This window comes from Sulfurimonas xiamenensis (assembly GCF_009258045.1).
Lineage (GTDB): Bacteria > Campylobacterota > Campylobacteria > Campylobacterales > Sulfurimonadaceae > Sulfurimonas > Sulfurimonas xiamenensis.
In genome coordinates, this window is the sequence record NZ_CP041166.1 from 734,516 (window position 1) to 748,880 (window position 14,365).

Here is a 14,365-nt window from a genome sequence, read left to right on the forward strand (position 1 = left end):
TGTAAAATATGGCACTTTGCCATATTTTACTCCTCTTCAACATAGATTACATCAAGCAGACTGTCAACAAATTCATACTTATCAAAGGGTGTTAAATTTTCAGGCTGCTCGCCTGTACCTACAAAAAGAATCGGGAGCTCAAGAGCATAAGCTATACTAAAAACACTTCCGCCTTTTGCCGTTCCGTCAAGTTTGGTAATAATAATTCCATCTACACCAATCATCTCGTTAAAAGCTTTTGCCTGTGCTATTGCAGAGTTGCCTTGTGTACCGTCTATGATTAGTATCGTTCTATGAGGTGCACCGTTGTGAGCTTTGTCGCATATACGGGCTATCTTTTTAAGTTCATGTGCAAGATTTGTCTGTGTATGAAGTCTTCCTGCAGTATCTATGATAACATTGTCAAATTTTCTGGATTTTGCAGAATCTATAGTGTCGTAAGCAACTGCAGAACTGTCATGTCCCTGTTTTGAAGCGATTATAGGAATATCAAGTTTATTTGCCCATAGTGTAAGCTGTTCTATAGCAGCCGCTCTAAATGTGTCCCCGGCGCCAAGTATCACTTTTTTGCCTTCGCTTTTATATTTATATGCCAGTTTTGAGATAGTAGTTGTTTTTCCGGCACCGTTTACACCGACAATCAACTCTACAAAAGGAGGTGTAAACTCAGGCTCTTTATATGTTGTGTAAGCAAGCGTTGCAAGTAGTTTTGAACGAAGAATGTCACGAGTTACTTTGCTTTGATATATCTCTTTTAAAATTATCTCTACTAATTCATACTCAACATCAGCTTCAAGCAGAATATCTTCAATCTCCTCTTTGGAAAAAGAGAGTTTCTTTTTTGGAACTACTGACTTAATCGCCTCAGCAGTTTTGTTAAGGGATTTTTTTATAAATCCAAACATCTATTTTCCTAAAGCGTTTTTGATATCACTCTCAATAAACTCTTCCGCGGTAGCACCGACATAATGATTGATTAATTTTGCATTTTTGTACATCGCCATAGTCGGAATAGGGTATCTGTCTCCAAGTCCGAGCTCTTTTACAATCTCATCACTTAAACGACGGTTTTGGTCTGAATTTACTAAAATATATTTCGCGTTGTATTTTTCTGCAAATTCTTGTAATTTTGAGTTTTGAATATTGTCCTCTATGGTTACACCGATAACAATAATATCTTCTTTATATTTTTCTTGCAACGAGCTTAAATGTGGTGCTACAGCACGACAAGGAGGACACCATGTTGCAAATATATCAAATATTACTATTTTATCATTTGCTCCTTCTAAAATAAAACCTGCACCCTCTTTTTTTACAACATACTGTTTTTGATCAATACCTGTAAGCACATACTCTTTTGTTGAAACTAATTGATTTACACTTTGAGCATTCTCAGTTTTTTCTTTATTATCAGAGCAGCCTTGAAATAAAATTGCCGATAAAATGGAGAGTGATAAAATATAATTTTTTAGCATAGATTTACCTTGTTTTCTGTTTTTTTGAGTTAAAATAACTGAAATTATAACCATAAAGATTTTATATGTCTCTTACAAAAGCTACTTTTAGACAAAATTGTCTAAGGAAAATTAAAAACAGTCCTAAATATAATCGTTTTTATAAAAATGCCAAGATAAATATTGAACTTCAAAAAGAACTTAAAAAGTTTAAAAATAAGAAAATACTTTTTTATACTTCATTGCCTTTTGAAGCTGATACGGCAAAATCAATAAAAATAATGAGAAAAAAGTATGATATTTATGTGCCGTTTATGCAAGGCGAAAGTTTTAAGATGGTACCATTTAGATTACCGCTTAAAAAAAAGAAATTTGGAATTTATGAAGCGGGAAACAGTTTAAGAAATATTAAAAAAATAGATATAGCTATAGTGCCAGTTGTTGGTGTGGATGGAAATTTACAAAGAGTTGGTTTTGGAAAAGGAATGTATGATCGTTTCTTTGCAAAGTTGAAAAAGAGACCGTACACGATTTTTATACAATCAGAATTTTGTTACACAAAAGAGTTTATTTGTGATGAGTATGACATTACATGCGATTTAATTATTACGCCACGCGTTAAAGTACGAAATAAAAATATGGCTATAAACAGGAAGTAAAATGTTAAATGAGATACTAATTGGTGGTGTGACAGCTACCGTTAGTGGGCTTATTGGATTTTTCATTTCTAAAAAAATAACTAATGCTAATTTTGATATTTATGTCGAAAAAGCTAAAGCTCAAGCCGGTGCTATTGAAAATGAAGCACAAATGCTGCTCTACAAAGCTAATATGAAATCTCAAGAGATAGAATTAGAAGCAGTAAAATTGTATGAGAGTGCAAAAGAGAGAGCTAAAGCAGATCTTCGCCAAAGAGAAGATGATATTATAGTAAAAGAGCAAAATTTTAAGCGCTATAAACAAAATGAAGAAAAAAGACTTCAAGATGAAGTAGCTATTTTAAAATCGAGACAAGTTGATTTAAAAAGAAATGAAAAATCTTTAGACTCACTAAAAAAGAGATATGAAGAGAAAATAGATGAAGCACTAGGTGCGATTGAGCACTGTGCAGGAATGACAAAAGATGAAGCAAAAATTGTTCTATTTGAAAAAATAGAAGAGAAATCTCGGGCGCAGATAGCTCATATTGTAAGACGGTATGAAAATGAGGCAAAAGTAGAGGCTAAAAAAAGAGCAAACTATATTTTAGCTCAGGCAACAAGCAGATATGCAGGTGAATTTGCTGCAGAGCGCCTTACAAATTTAGTGCATCTTTTTGATGATGAGTTAAAAGGCCGCATAATAGGTAAAGAGGGAAGAAATATTAAGACTCTTGAAACTCTCTTAGGTGTAGATATTATTATAGATGATACTCCAAATGCGATTCTTGTAAGCAGTTTTAATCTTTATCGTCGTGCAATTGCAACAAAAACTATAGAGTTATTGATAGAAGATGGTCGTATTCAGCCGGCTAGAATAGAAGAGATTTATAGTAAAGTTTGTGATGATTTTGATGCAAATATACTCAACGAGGGTGAAGAAATTATCGCAGATTTGGATATCGGCGTGATGCATCCTGAGCTTATTAAACTTATTGGCAAGCTTCGTTATCGTGCAAGTTATGGGCAAAACGCACTTGCGCATACTCTTGAAGTTGCTCATTTGGCTGGAATAATGGCTGCTGAAATGGGCGGAGATGTCAGATTGGCAAAAAGAGCAGGGCTTTTGCATGATATAGGCAAAGCTTTGACACATGAGCATGATGGGAGTCATGTTGATTTGGGTGCGGCGATTTGTAATCGTTATAATGAGCATGGTGTGGTTATAAATGCGATTTATGCGCATCACGGATACGAGGAGATGAATTCGATAGAGTGTGGTGCAGTATGTGCTGCAGATGCGTTGTCTGCGGCAAGACCGGGTGCAAGAAGAGAGGTGTTGGAGAGTTTTCTAAAAAGAGTTACAGAAATAGAAGAGATAGCGTCAGAGCATACCGGTGTAAAACAGGCATATGCAATCAATGCGGGGCGGGAAGTAAGAGTAATCGTAAACGCTTCTCTTGTAAATGATGATGAGTCTGTTTTAATGGCAAAAGAGATAGCAAAAGAGATAGAAGAGAAAGTTCAGTATCCGGGCGAGATAAAAGTAAATGTTATTAGAGAAAGCAGAGCTGTTGAATTTGCGAGATAAAACATAAATGAAACTATCTAAAACAACTAGATAGTTTCTTCTATATCGTTTATCTCTGAATCATCATATGGATCCATATGTATAAGCACATGAACATTTTTATCTTTAAAAAGTTGTTTTAATTTCATCTCTAATTTATCTGCTACAAGATGTGCATCATAGAGTGATATGCTTACATTAAAGACAAGATGAACAGATATAAATATATGAGAGCCTGATTCTCTTGTTTGAAGCTTGTGATAGTCAGTTATATCTGTTTGACTTTCAATAGTATCTGTAATCTTTTTTATATCATCTTCAGACAATGCAGCATCAAGAAGCATTAAAATACCCTCTTTTATAATAGGCATTGCCGAATAAATCATATAGATGCCAATACAAATACCAAGAATAGGGTCAATTAATCCTTCTCCTGTTAGCGAAACAAGCCCAAGTGCTAAAAGAACCGCGCCGTTTGAAAAAATATCTGTTTTATAGTGAAGCGCATCTGCTTTTATAACCATATTGTTTGTTTTTTTAGCAACACTGTTCAAGTACATTACAAGCAAAGATGTAATTAAAATAGAAAGAAGCATTACTGTAATACTTTCGTTTACATAGTTCATTTCTCGAGGATAAATTATTTTTATAAGCGCTTCATAAAGTATAAATAGTGCTGAGAGAGAAATTACAGTACCCTCTATAACTGCTGCAAGTGGTTCGATTTTATTTCGTCCATAGTTGAAATTGTTGTCTGGGTCCTTTTCAGCATTATGGAGTGCAAAGTAGTTAAACAAGGATACTGTCAAATCTAGCAAAGAATCAATTGCAGAAGCTAAAACTGCAATAGAACCGCTTAAGATACCAATTGTCATTTTCATAACAACAAGCAGTGCTGCTACTGAAGTTGAAACAACTGTTGCTTTTTTTTCTACTCTCATTTTAAATCCTATATCTTTTAAGATACAATTATAATAAAATTAATATTTTATAGTAATTAAAGACAGGGTGTAAAAATATGAATTTACAAGAGTTGAGAGAAGAGCGTCTTAAATGGATGAAATGGAAAAATATAGCACCGCTTCAAGAGGCTTTAAAGAGTTTAGAGGATGGCTCTTGGGAAGTAGAACTTGGTGATATAATAAGTGTTAATGGAGCTGCTCCAAAAGATGTAGATAAAATAGCAAAAATGATGATGCCTTGGCGAAAAGGACCTTTTAAACTTTTTGATACATTTATTGATTCAGAGTGGAGAAGCTATATCAAATACAATCTTCTGCGAAAACATTTTAATCTAAAAGATAAAAGAGTTGCCGATATAGGGTGTAATAATGGGTACTATCTTTTTAGAATGCAGGAGGATGCACCAAAATCTTTAGTAGGTTTTGATCCTTCGCCTCTCTATAAAACACAGTTTGAATTTATCAACCATTTTGTAAAGAGTGATATTGTTTACGAACTTTTGGGCGTTGAACATTTGGAATTTTATGAAGAGAAGTTTGATGTTATTTTTTGTCTGGGAGTTCTTTATCATAGAAGTGATCCTGTTGCAATGTTAAAATCTCTTTATAAAGGTCTTGATAAAAAAGGCGAAGTGATTCTTGATACATTCTATATAGAGGGTGATGATGAGGTGTGCTTATGTCCCAAGTCATCTTATTCTAAAATACCAAACATCTACTTTGTACCGACAATAAAAGCTTTAAAAAATTGGTGTCTAAGAGCAGGATTTAAGAGTTTTGAAGTTCTAGAAACTTCAGTTACAAATAGTGATGAGCAGAGAAAAACTGAGTGGATAGAGGGAGAGTCTTTAGAGAATTTTTTAGATGAAAATGATAAAAGTAAAACTGTTGAAGGTTATCCTGCACCTGCAAGAGTATATGTAAAATTAATGAAGGGATAAAGATGAACAAGAGCATTGAAACGAAATTAAAAACGCATAAAAAGATAAATCGTAATTTATGTGGTGAGATACAGAGACTTGAAGATGGATTTGTAGAATTAAAATTTGTAACGGCTCCTGAAATGGTCGCTGACTCTAAAAATTTAATCCATGGAGGCTTTATCTTCGGTGCGGCGGATTATGCCGCAATGGCTGCCATAAATGAGGAAAATGTTGTTTTAGCGGCAAGTAGTTGCAGATTTATCGCTCCTGTAAAGCTTGGAGATATAGTTGATTTTACTGCTGAAATCAAAAGCACAGAAGGCAGAAAAAGTAGTGTATATGTAATAGGAAATGTTTTAAATACAAAAGTTTTTGAGGGTGAATTTAAAACATTTGTTACTGAAAAACATGTACTGGAATTAAGTTCTCTTAAAACAAAAAATGCTTAGGAGTAGAAGACTTTTTAAAGATTTTCTATCCAGTAATCGCTATATTGCTGCTCTTGTTTGATGGTTGTAGTATTTCCATGTCCTGGATATATAGTTTTGTCATACGGGATTTTTTTAAATTTTTCAAGTGATTTTTTCATATCCTGCGGGGATGAGTATGGAAAATCAGTTCGTCCGATAGAGCGTTCAAATATAAAATCGCCGCTAAACATAGCATTGCCTATCTCTATCGTTGAGCATCCAGGTGTGTGTCCCGGAAAGTGGCGAAACTTTACTTTAATACCCTCAAAATCAAACTCTTCATCCGGTTTTACTTCCACATCTGGTTTTGAAGGCGGCAGATCCGGCATCCATGAGCTGCTTGATAAGAGCATAACATCATCTACTGGGGTATAAAGGGGAACCTTTAATTTCTTCTGCAGTTCGGCATTACTCCATACATGATCAAAATGTCCGTGTGTATTTAATATTGCGACAGGATTTGTTACATTTTTCATAACCCACTCCGTGGCGCCGATACCAGGATCAATGATAAAATCTTTTTTGTCTATGGTGACGATATAGCAGTTTGTTTGATAATCTCCCATTGCTTTAACTTGTATTTTCATTTTTTTACTTTTCATTTTTTTTTTGACAAATTGTAACAAAAAAGCAGAGCAGTTTTGTTGTTTTTTGTAAAAAATATTATAAAAAATGCAATATGTTCTTAAGGTTACCAAAATTTGATATAATATTTTTTGTTAAGCCCTGATAAAGGGCACTTATTACTTTTTTAGGGGTTAGTAATGAAAAAATATGAGCAAATAACGGAATATTTGCAACAATTTTTAAATGATGAAGTTCATAAAACTGGACTTGAGAATGTTGTTTTAGGTCTTAGCGGTGGAATTGATTCAGCTGTTGTTGCCGTGCTTGCTCAAAAAGTTTTCAAAGATAATCTTTTATGTGTCAAGATGCCTTCGCATTACTCTTCGCAAAGTTCTTTGATTGATGCGGATGAGTTATGTCAAAATTTTGGATTAAAATCTGTCACGGCTTCAATTGAACCGATGTTAAGAGTTTATGAAGAGTTGAATCCAGATATGGATAATTTAAGAAAAGGCAATTTTTCAGCACGGCTCAGAATGGCTACAATCTTTGATATCTCGGCTAAACAAAAAGCTTTGGTTTTAGGAACAAGCAACAAAAGCGAGTTGCTGTTAGGTTATGGAACTATTTATGGGGATTTGGCGTGTGCCATAAATCCGATAGGTGACTTGTACAAGAGTGAAATTTATGAGTTGGCAGAGTATCTGGGTGTGCCAGAAAGCATTATAAAAAAGGCTCCCTCAGCAGATTTGTGGAGTGGTCAAAGCGATGAAGCAGATTTGGGTTATACATATGCACAACTTGATGAAATGCTTAAACTTTATGCCGAAGAAAAACTTTCTAAAGAAGAGATGGTTCAAATGGGTTATAACAAAGAGATGATCGATATGATACTATCAAGAATATCGCGCAATCAGTTTAAAGGCAAAATGCCTGTTATAGCAAAATTAACCTCTAACAATATATTATAAGGATTAGATAATGAAAGTTCCATTTTACAAGTATGAAAGCAGTGTAGAAGCGCACTCAAATGTAAGTGATGTTTTAGACGGTGAAGATATAGATCAAGTAGAAGAGCTGCAAAATGAGTTTGCTTCATATATCGGGGCAGACTATGCGCTGGCTACATCGCACGGTACATCAGCGCTTCATTTGGCAATGCTGGCACTTGATTTAAAAAGAGGCGATAAAATAGTATGTTCTGTAAATGCGCATCCAAATGTGCCTGAAGTTGTTAGACACTTTGATGCTGAGCCTATTTTTATAGATATAGACCCTCAAACCTACAATATAAATCTTGATAAGCTAGAAACATATTTAAAAGACAACAAAGCTAAAAAACTAAAAGCTGTAATTGTTACGCATATAGCAGGACAATGTGTTGATTTGGATAGACTTTATGCTATGGCAAAAACAAATGATGTTAAGATTGTTGAGGATGCATGTGAGGCTCTTGGAGCTACCTATAAAGGGGATAAAATAGGTTCAACAGGCGCAGATATTACATGTTTTGATTTTTCATCTCATTTAAAAAAAGATGTTTGCAATGGGGGTATGCTAGTTTCAAATTCCCAGGAGATTATTGAGCGCGCAAATCTTTTAAGTTCACATGCAATTAAACGAGACAAAGACTCTTTAGAATATATATATGATGTTGTAGATATAGGTTTTGATTACTCAATGAGTCAGTTAGATGCCGCTTATATACGGGCTCAAATTAAAGAACAAGATAAAAGTCTACAAAGAGTCCAAGAAATAGCGCAGATGTACAATAAAGCGCTTGAGGGAGTCGAACATGTGACTATTCCTGAACCAAAGAGCGATGAACATCCATACTCTTTATATATTATCAAAGTAGATAAAAACAGAGACTCTTTTGCGCTTGAGCTTAAAAAAGAGGGTGTTGAAGTTGGACTTCACTATATTCCGCTTCATTTTTTATCATATTACAAGCATAAATATTCACTAAAAGTAAACAACTTTCCTGTTGCACTTACAACATATCAACAGGTAATGTCGCTTCCGATATATCCAAGTATGAAAAATGAAGAAGTGCAGTATGTAATAGATAAGATCAAATCAGTAGCATCGACTAGAGTTTAAAAAGCAAAAAATTGAAAAAAAAAGTAATTTTTTGGGTTGAAGAGTATTTTTACAACCCAAGTTTTACACAAAAACTTCTCTCTATTTTACTTCTTCCTCTAAGTTGGATTTACTGTTTTGCTATGTTTTTACGATTTAAAAGTAAAAAAAGCGAAGATTTGGGCGTTGATGTTATTAGTGTTGGAAATCTTAGCGTCGGCGGAAGCGGCAAAACTCCTTTTGTAACTGCTCTTGCATCAAGATACAAAGATGCTGCAGTAGTGCTTAGGGGATATGGCAGAAAAAGCAACGGTCTTGTTGTTGTAAGCAATGATGGAGAAATTTTATGTGATGTAGATAGAAGCGGTGATGAGGCGATGATCTATGCACATAAATTGCCAAATATCAAAGTGATTGTAAGTGAAGATAGAAAAAAAGGTATTTTAAAAGCTAAAGAGTTAGGTGCGAAGATTGTGTTTTTAGATGATGCCTACTCAAAGCATGAGATAAAAAAACTCGATATTCTTATAGATATAGAGAGTAAAAACTCTTCATGTATTCCATCGGGTCCTTTTAGAGAGAGATTATGGAGTTCAAAAGAAGCTCTTTTAGTAAAAGAAGAGATAGATTTTACGAGAGTGGTTGAACTTAAAAATAAAAGTGATAAAATGTCACTCGTAACTGCCATAGCAAGACCGAAGCGTCTTGATGTGTATCTGCCTGAAGTCCTTAGTAAAAATTATTTTGAAGATCATCATGCATTTACAAAAGATGAGGTTCTTGCTATTTTGCAAAGAGATAATGCAGATTCAATTTTGGTTACATACAAAGATTTTGTAAAATTAGAGCAGTTTGATATACCTTTGTCACTTTTAGATCTTAAAGTGACAATTGATAAGAAAATTTTTGAAATAGTAGATAATTATAGGGGAAAATAGTGCAAAAAAAGATTGAAACAGTACAAACACTTCTTGAAGCTTTACCGTTTATAAAAGAGTTTAATAAAAAAATAGTAGTTATAAAATATGGCGGTTCGGCGCAAGAATCTCCACAGCTCAAAGAGAGATTTGCGCAGGATATTTTGCTTATGTATCTAGTGGGAATTAAACCTGTTATTGTTCATGGCGGCGGCAGACAGATAAATGAGATGCTGGATGCTTTAAAAATTGATACTAAATTTATCGACGGACAGCGTGTAACTTCAAAAGAAGTTATGAGAATTGTTGAGATGGTTTTAAGCGGAGAGATAAACAAAGAGATAGTTTCACTTTTAAACTCTCACGGAGCAAAAGCAATAGGAATCAGCGGAAAAGATGCAAAATTCATCACTGCTCGCGCAAAAGATTTTGCAAAATGGGGATTAACCGGAAATATAACAGAAGTAAAAGCTGATGTTATTGTAAATCTTATTGCAGAAAAATTTATTCCCGTAATTGCTCCAATTGCTGACGGTTCAGAGATGGGGCATCCTGGTTTTAATATTAATGCAGATTTGTGTGCTTCTTATGTTGCAAAGGCAATAGGAGCAAACAAGATTATATTTTTAACAGATACGGCAGGAGTTTTAAACAGTAACAAAGAGCTCTTAAGTACGCTTACAAAAGATGAAGTTGAAGCTCTAAAGAGTGATGGAACGATTCATGGAGGTATGGTTCCAAAAGTGGATGCATGTCTTGAAGCGATAGAGGGCGGTGTACAAAAAGCCCATATTATAGATGGCAGAATAGAGCACTCTTTACTCTTAGAACTCTTTACATCTGCAGGTGTAGGAACACAGATAGTTAATTAGCTTTTGCCCGAGCTGTTTTGTAAAAGAGTTTTTGTGTAGAGATCTCTTTTGGTATCGGGGTATTGTGCAAAATATTTTGAGTTAAGATTTTTGCCAAATAGGGACCAAATACAAAACCTCGAGAACCAAGAGCATTTATAATATATAAATTTTCAAAGTATTCTAAAGAGTCTGGTGGAATTTTTGTTCCATTTTTTATAGAGGGATATTTTTCTAAACTTTTTTCATAATCAATAACTTTGCCTATTACTGGAAAATAGCTTTTTATCGTTGCTCTTGCACCTTTGTATATTTTTACAACTTTTAAATCCTCAAGTTTAATCAACTCTTGTGCTTGTTTCAAAAGAGTTTCTATCTGTCCTTGTTCGCTATTTACATAAAAAGGGCACTTGTCACATGTAGTTAAACACTCTAGTATAGCGTTGTCATGTCTTTCATGTGTTGCTCCGATAGATACGGTTCCATCTTGTTTGTTTGTTGAAACAGAGATAGATTTATGAATATTAAAAGGTATTTTTGTAGTTGTTTTAACATCAATTCTTAAGCCGAAAATAGGAGATATTTTCATATAAGGAATCTCTACTAAAGAGGTGCTTACTCCTTGAGCTAAAATTATATTTTTTGCTTTGATTTCATCAATGTTGTAAATTCCATCTTTAAAATCTAATTTTTTTATATCTTTTTTATAAAAATCACAATTTTCTATTAATTTTTTAGAAATTTCAGTTGGTTCAATTACAGCTGCATTTTCATAAAAATAGCCATCGATATCCATAAAATTTTTTGAGATGTTTTTCAATTTTTGCGTGTCATAATAGCTATATTTTATATAACTTTGTGCTAATTTGTCTTTATTGAAATTATTGTTTGGGATTCTTAAAACACCTTTTTTTTCTACTATATTTGGAAGTAGATTTTTATAAAAATCTATGGAAAAATTTAGTGCATCATTTACCAGTGAATTATAAAGGTTTTTTTTGCCAGGAAGAGGTGATAAAAAAGCTCCGGCAGCTCCGCTTGCACCGCCGGCTATGCCTTCTCTGTCGACAATAGCTACACTTTTTCCCTCTTGATGTAAAAAGTGAGCAACACAACAACCTGCGCTTCCGGCTCCGATAATTAAATAATCATATATTTTCATTTTGACATTATAGAAAATTAAGACTTAATTTAAAAATCTTTTGTGATTTTTGTTTTAAGAACCATTTTTAGGAGATATGTGTTAAGCCGTTATAAGAATAGTGATGCTATAATCGCGGGAATATTATGATAACAGGATGTAAAATGTACGGACTCTTTGAAGATGAAGATGATATTTTTATGGGCTCTCCAAAGAGCAAATTAATGGATGTTGTGTTTAATGCCAACAATGATGTAGTCAGACATGAATTGCAAAATTTTATAGACAGAACTGCTGCTTTGGAGCTTTTAATAGCTGAAAAATTTGGCGAAGACATAGATAAAGAAGTTAGAAATTATATGATTTCAAACAGAGAAGAAGTTGATAATTATGCAAAAAGCCTCTATATAGAGTTAATGGGTGCGATACTTTCAAAAAGTGAATAATTGAGATTTTTTTACAAAATTTTATTTTTTAATTAGTTTGTTTTAGTTTCATAATTACTGTTGATTTTAGAAAAAGTAAAGAAATATTATTAAAAAAAGATGTGCAAAAGAAAATTTTTGTAAAATACGATAATAAAATATGGTTAAAGAGAGATTATGCAAAGAGTTGAAAACGAAATTGCAAGACTAATTAAAGAGATAAATTATGATGAGGTCACTCGTCTTTTTGAGATGCTCTTAGGTGGAAAAAGGCTTCGTGCCAAATTGATTTTAAAGATAGCCGCATCTCATAAAAAAGCTCCTCTTTTAGCGGCAATAGTAGAACTTATTCATGCGGCAAGTCTGCTTCATGATGATGTAATTGATGAAGCAACATTAAGACGCGGAGTGGCTTCTGTAAATGCAACAGACGGGAGCAAAACAGCTGTAATGTTTGGTGATATCTTATACTCAAAAGCTTTTACCGAGTTGGTTTCATTTGATAAAGAGATAGCAAAAATCATCTCATCTTCCGTTACGGCACTTAGCAAAGGTGAAATGATGGATGTTAAGATGGCAGATAATTTTAACAGCGATGAAGAGAAATATCTTGAGATGCTATATCTTAAAACAGCCACTCTTATAGAAGCAGCGGCTCAAGCGGCTGCAATTTTAACCGGTAAAAATCCTGAACCTTATGCATTATATGGTAGAAATCTTGGACTCTCTTTTCAAATAATAGATGATATTTTGGATATAACTGCCGATTCTGCAACTCTTGGAAAACCTTCTATGAATGATTTTGCAGAGGGTAAATGCACACTTCCTTATATCTATCTATATAAAGTTTTAAGCGATGATGAAAAAGAGAGGTTAGTTAGCCTACATGCAAAAGCATTAGACGAGCAAGAGACTCTTTGGATTAAACAAAAAATGCAAGAACATAAAACTATCGAAAAATCTTTTGAATTAGCACAAAAATTATCAAATGAGGCTATGATTACCATGAAAGATGATGAACAACTCGTAAATATTTTACAAACTATGATAAAAAGAAGTTATTAATGCACTATTTAAATATAAGTTTTTCACATAAAAATTCAACTTTAGAAATTAGAGAAAAACTTTCTTACAAAGATGATGATGCTATAAAAGCCTGTTTAATTAAGTTGAACTCCAGTGAAGCAATTAATGAGTCAATCCTTATTTCTACATGTAATCGTATGGAAGTATTTTGCAGTTGCAGTGATATTGCATCAGCAACACGGCATATTTTTGAGATGTTATCTTTAAGATCAGGAATTAGTATAGATGAGCTTGAAGGAAGAGCTGATATATTTGATGACAGCAGTGCTATTCATCATATTTTTAGCGTTGCATCTTCACTTGATTCAATGATTGTCGGAGAAACACAGATTCCAGGACAGTTAAAAGATGCTTTTAGACTCTCTTATGATAGCGGATATTGCGGTCAAAAATTGTCTCGTGCTATGCACCACGCTTTTAAATGTGCCGCAAAAGTCAGAAACGCAACAGATATCTCTTCAAAACCGGTTTCCATCGCCAGCGTTGCTGTAGCAAAACTAAAATCAATTCTTGATAATATTGAAGGAAAGAAAGCTTTAGTCATCGGTGTTGGAGAGATGTCAGAAATTACTGTTAAACATTTGATTTCAAGTGGCGCAGATGTTCATGTTATGAATAGAACAAAAGAGAAAGCTTTAGATTTGGCAAATATATGCGGTGTAAAAGTTTTAGATATGCAAGAGCTTCCAAAAGTGATAAATGAATTTGAAATTCTTTTTACCGCTACGGCTGCATCTGAGCCTATTATAACAGATGAGATTATTAAGCCTTGCGATTTTGATAGGTATTGGTTTGACATGGCACTTCCTCGCGATATTAATTATCACAAAGGTGACCGTATAAATCTTTATGTAATTGATGATTTAAAAAATATTGTAGATGAAAATTTAAATTTGCGTGAAGACAGTGCAAGAAGAGCTCATGGAATAATTGGACGGAGTACGGTAGAGTTTTTTGAATGGCTAAACACGCTTAATATTGAACCGATAATAAAAGAGATATATCAAAAAGCTTTTGAAGCAGCAAAAGCGGAGAGTGACAGAGTTATAAAAAATGGTTACATTCCAAAAGAGTATGAAGCTCAGGTTCATAAAATGAGCGAACAGGTTATGAAAAGATTTTTACATCAAATGACCTCTAAAATGCGTAGTGTATCAGAGGAAGCAAAATCAGACATGGTAACAAGTGCTCTGCAGTTTTTAATAAATAAAGAAAGTAATGACATGCCTGATAAATATAAATGCGAGTATGCCTTAAATATTATAGAGGAAAAATAAAT

At 33.7% G+C, this 14,365-nt stretch carries 16 protein-coding genes; 11 read left to right on the forward strand and 5 right to left on the reverse strand.

Annotated elements, in window-relative coordinates; translation table 11 throughout:
• Positions 1 to 26 precede the first annotated feature (26 nt).
• Positions 27 to 905 (reverse strand): signal recognition particle-docking protein FtsY, encoded by an 879-nt coding sequence (gene ftsY / locus FJR47_RS03830; protein ID WP_152299141.1) that lies wholly within the window; start codon positions 903 to 905, stop codon positions 27 to 29.
• A complete protein-coding gene (locus FJR47_RS03835; protein WP_152299142.1) occupies positions 906 to 1,475 on the reverse strand; it encodes a TlpA family protein disulfide reductase in 570 nt (189 codons plus the stop codon). It abuts the gene before it with no gap.
• 65 nt (positions 1,476 to 1,540) lie between these two features.
• Between FJR47_RS03835 and FJR47_RS03840 the strand changes: the two genes are divergently transcribed.
• A complete protein-coding gene (locus FJR47_RS03840) occupies positions 1,541 to 2,113 on the forward strand; it encodes a 5-formyltetrahydrofolate cyclo-ligase (RefSeq protein WP_152299143.1) in 573 nt (190 codons plus the stop codon).
• A 1-nt stretch (position 2,114) separates the two neighbouring features.
• Positions 2,115 to 3,683, forward strand: a complete 1,569-nt coding sequence (gene rny / locus FJR47_RS03845) for a ribonuclease Y (RefSeq protein WP_152299144.1) — start codon at positions 2,115 to 2,117, stop codon at positions 3,681 to 3,683.
• A 26-nt stretch (positions 3,684 to 3,709) separates the two neighbouring features.
• Here rny and FJR47_RS03850 read toward each other — a convergent pair whose 3' ends face one another.
• A complete protein-coding gene (locus tag FJR47_RS03850) occupies positions 3,710 to 4,603 on the reverse strand; it encodes a cation diffusion facilitator family transporter (RefSeq protein WP_152299145.1) in 894 nt (297 codons plus the stop codon).
• Between the two features lie 77 nt (positions 4,604 to 4,680).
• On the opposite strand from FJR47_RS03850, the gene cmoB reads away from it, so the two are divergent.
• Together cmoB and FJR47_RS03860 are read left to right on the forward strand one after the other, a co-directional pair.
• Complete coding sequence (gene cmoB, locus FJR47_RS03855; RefSeq protein ID WP_152299146.1) at positions 4,681 to 5,565, forward strand: tRNA 5-methoxyuridine(34)/uridine 5-oxyacetic acid(34) synthase CmoB; 885 nt, start codon at positions 4,681 to 4,683, stop codon at positions 5,563 to 5,565.
• Positions 5,566 to 5,567: 2 nt separating this feature from the next.
• A complete protein-coding gene (locus FJR47_RS03860) occupies positions 5,568 to 5,996 on the forward strand; it encodes a hotdog domain-containing protein (protein WP_152299147.1) in 429 nt (142 codons plus the stop codon).
• A 14-nt stretch (positions 5,997 to 6,010) separates the two neighbouring features.
• On the opposite strand, the gene FJR47_RS03865 is transcribed toward FJR47_RS03860, so the two are convergent.
• Positions 6,011 to 6,604: an MBL fold metallo-hydrolase gene (locus FJR47_RS03865; RefSeq protein ID WP_152299148.1), complete on the reverse strand. Its 594-nt coding sequence runs from the start codon at positions 6,602 to 6,604 to the stop codon at positions 6,011 to 6,013.
• Between the two features lie 177 nt (positions 6,605 to 6,781).
• Here FJR47_RS03865 and FJR47_RS03870 point away from each other — a divergent pair, with 177 nt between their 5' ends.
• Genes FJR47_RS03870 through argB form a run of 4 tightly spaced genes read left to right on the forward strand, consistent with a single transcriptional unit; the run spans position 6,782 to position 10,455 of the window.
• On the forward strand, positions 6,782 to 7,555 hold the full coding sequence (locus FJR47_RS03870; RefSeq protein WP_152299149.1) for an NAD+ synthase: 774 nt from the start codon (positions 6,782 to 6,784) through the stop codon (positions 7,553 to 7,555).
• A gap of 10 nt (positions 7,556 to 7,565) precedes the next feature.
• Positions 7,566 to 8,687 (forward strand): DegT/DnrJ/EryC1/StrS family aminotransferase, encoded by a 1,122-nt coding sequence (locus FJR47_RS03875; protein WP_152299150.1) that lies wholly within the window; start codon positions 7,566 to 7,568, stop codon positions 8,685 to 8,687.
• Positions 8,688 to 8,698: 11 nt separating this feature from the next.
• The gene (locus FJR47_RS03880) at positions 8,699 to 9,604 is read left to right on the forward strand and encodes a tetraacyldisaccharide 4'-kinase (RefSeq protein ID WP_152299151.1); all 906 of its coding nucleotides are present in this window, start codon (positions 8,699 to 8,701) and stop codon (positions 9,602 to 9,604) included.
• Positions 9,604 to 10,455: an acetylglutamate kinase gene (gene argB / locus FJR47_RS03885; protein WP_152299152.1), complete on the forward strand. Its 852-nt coding sequence runs from the start codon at positions 9,604 to 9,606 to the stop codon at positions 10,453 to 10,455. Before FJR47_RS03880 ends, argB begins: the two co-directional genes overlap by 1 nt.
• Here argB and FJR47_RS03890 read toward each other — a convergent pair.
• Positions 10,448 to 11,596, reverse strand: coding sequence for an FAD-dependent oxidoreductase (locus FJR47_RS03890; RefSeq protein ID WP_241855419.1), 1,149 nt, complete (start codon positions 11,594 to 11,596; stop codon positions 10,448 to 10,450). The two genes, argB and FJR47_RS03890, sit on opposite strands and share 8 nt — an antisense overlap.
• Positions 11,597 to 11,721: 125 nt before the next feature.
• On the opposite strand from FJR47_RS03890, the gene FJR47_RS03895 reads away from it, so the two are divergent.
• The 3 genes from FJR47_RS03895 (at position 11,722) to hemA (ending at position 14,363) form a co-directional block, all read left to right on the forward strand.
• Positions 11,722 to 12,021: a DUF2018 family protein gene (locus FJR47_RS03895; protein WP_241690943.1), complete on the forward strand. Its 300-nt coding sequence runs from the start codon at positions 11,722 to 11,724 to the stop codon at positions 12,019 to 12,021.
• A 156-nt stretch (positions 12,022 to 12,177) separates the two neighbouring features.
• Positions 12,178 to 13,065, forward strand: coding sequence for a polyprenyl synthetase family protein (locus tag FJR47_RS03900; protein ID WP_152299153.1), 888 nt, complete (start codon positions 12,178 to 12,180; stop codon positions 13,063 to 13,065).
• Positions 13,065 to 14,363: a glutamyl-tRNA reductase gene (hemA, locus tag FJR47_RS03905; protein WP_152299154.1), complete on the forward strand. Its 1,299-nt coding sequence runs from the start codon at positions 13,065 to 13,067 to the stop codon at positions 14,361 to 14,363. The genes FJR47_RS03900 and hemA overlap by 1 nt, the downstream gene beginning before the upstream one ends.
• Positions 14,364 to 14,365: the final 2 nt, after the last annotated feature.

Bases quoted from the DNA above. Each gene is read 5' to 3' on its own strand.
- ftsY (WP_152299141.1), bottom strand. From the start codon at position 905: ATGTTTGGATTTATAAAAAAATCCCTTAACAAAACTGCTGAGGCGATT.
- FJR47_RS03835 (WP_152299142.1), bottom strand. From the start codon at position 1,475: ATGCTAAAAAATTATATTTTATCACTCTCCATTTTATCGGCAATTTTA.
- FJR47_RS03840 (WP_152299143.1), top strand. From the start codon at position 1,541: ATGTCTCTTACAAAAGCTACTTTTAGACAAAATTGTCTAAGGAAAATT.
- rny (WP_152299144.1), top strand. From the start codon at position 2,115: ATGTTAAATGAGATACTAATTGGTGGTGTGACAGCTACCGTTAGTGGG.
- FJR47_RS03850 (WP_152299145.1), bottom strand. From the start codon at position 4,603: ATGAGAGTAGAAAAAAAAGCAACAGTTGTTTCAACTTCAGTAGCAGCA.
- cmoB (WP_152299146.1), top strand. From the start codon at position 4,681: ATGAATTTACAAGAGTTGAGAGAAGAGCGTCTTAAATGGATGAAATGG.
- FJR47_RS03860 (WP_152299147.1), top strand. From the start codon at position 5,568: ATGAACAAGAGCATTGAAACGAAATTAAAAACGCATAAAAAGATAAAT.
- FJR47_RS03865 (WP_152299148.1), bottom strand. From the start codon at position 6,604: ATGAAAATACAAGTTAAAGCAATGGGAGATTATCAAACAAACTGCTAT.
- FJR47_RS03870 (WP_152299149.1), top strand. From the start codon at position 6,782: ATGAAAAAATATGAGCAAATAACGGAATATTTGCAACAATTTTTAAAT.
- FJR47_RS03875 (WP_152299150.1), top strand. From the start codon at position 7,566: ATGAAAGTTCCATTTTACAAGTATGAAAGCAGTGTAGAAGCGCACTCA.
- FJR47_RS03890 (WP_241855419.1), bottom strand. From the start codon at position 11,596: ATGAAAATATATGATTATTTAATTATCGGAGCCGGAAGCGCAGGTTGT.
- FJR47_RS03895 (WP_241690943.1), top strand. From the start codon at position 11,722: ATGATAACAGGATGTAAAATGTACGGACTCTTTGAAGATGAAGATGAT.
- FJR47_RS03900 (WP_152299153.1), top strand. From the start codon at position 12,178: ATGCAAAGAGTTGAAAACGAAATTGCAAGACTAATTAAAGAGATAAAT.
- hemA (WP_152299154.1), top strand. From the start codon at position 13,065: ATGCACTATTTAAATATAAGTTTTTCACATAAAAATTCAACTTTAGAA.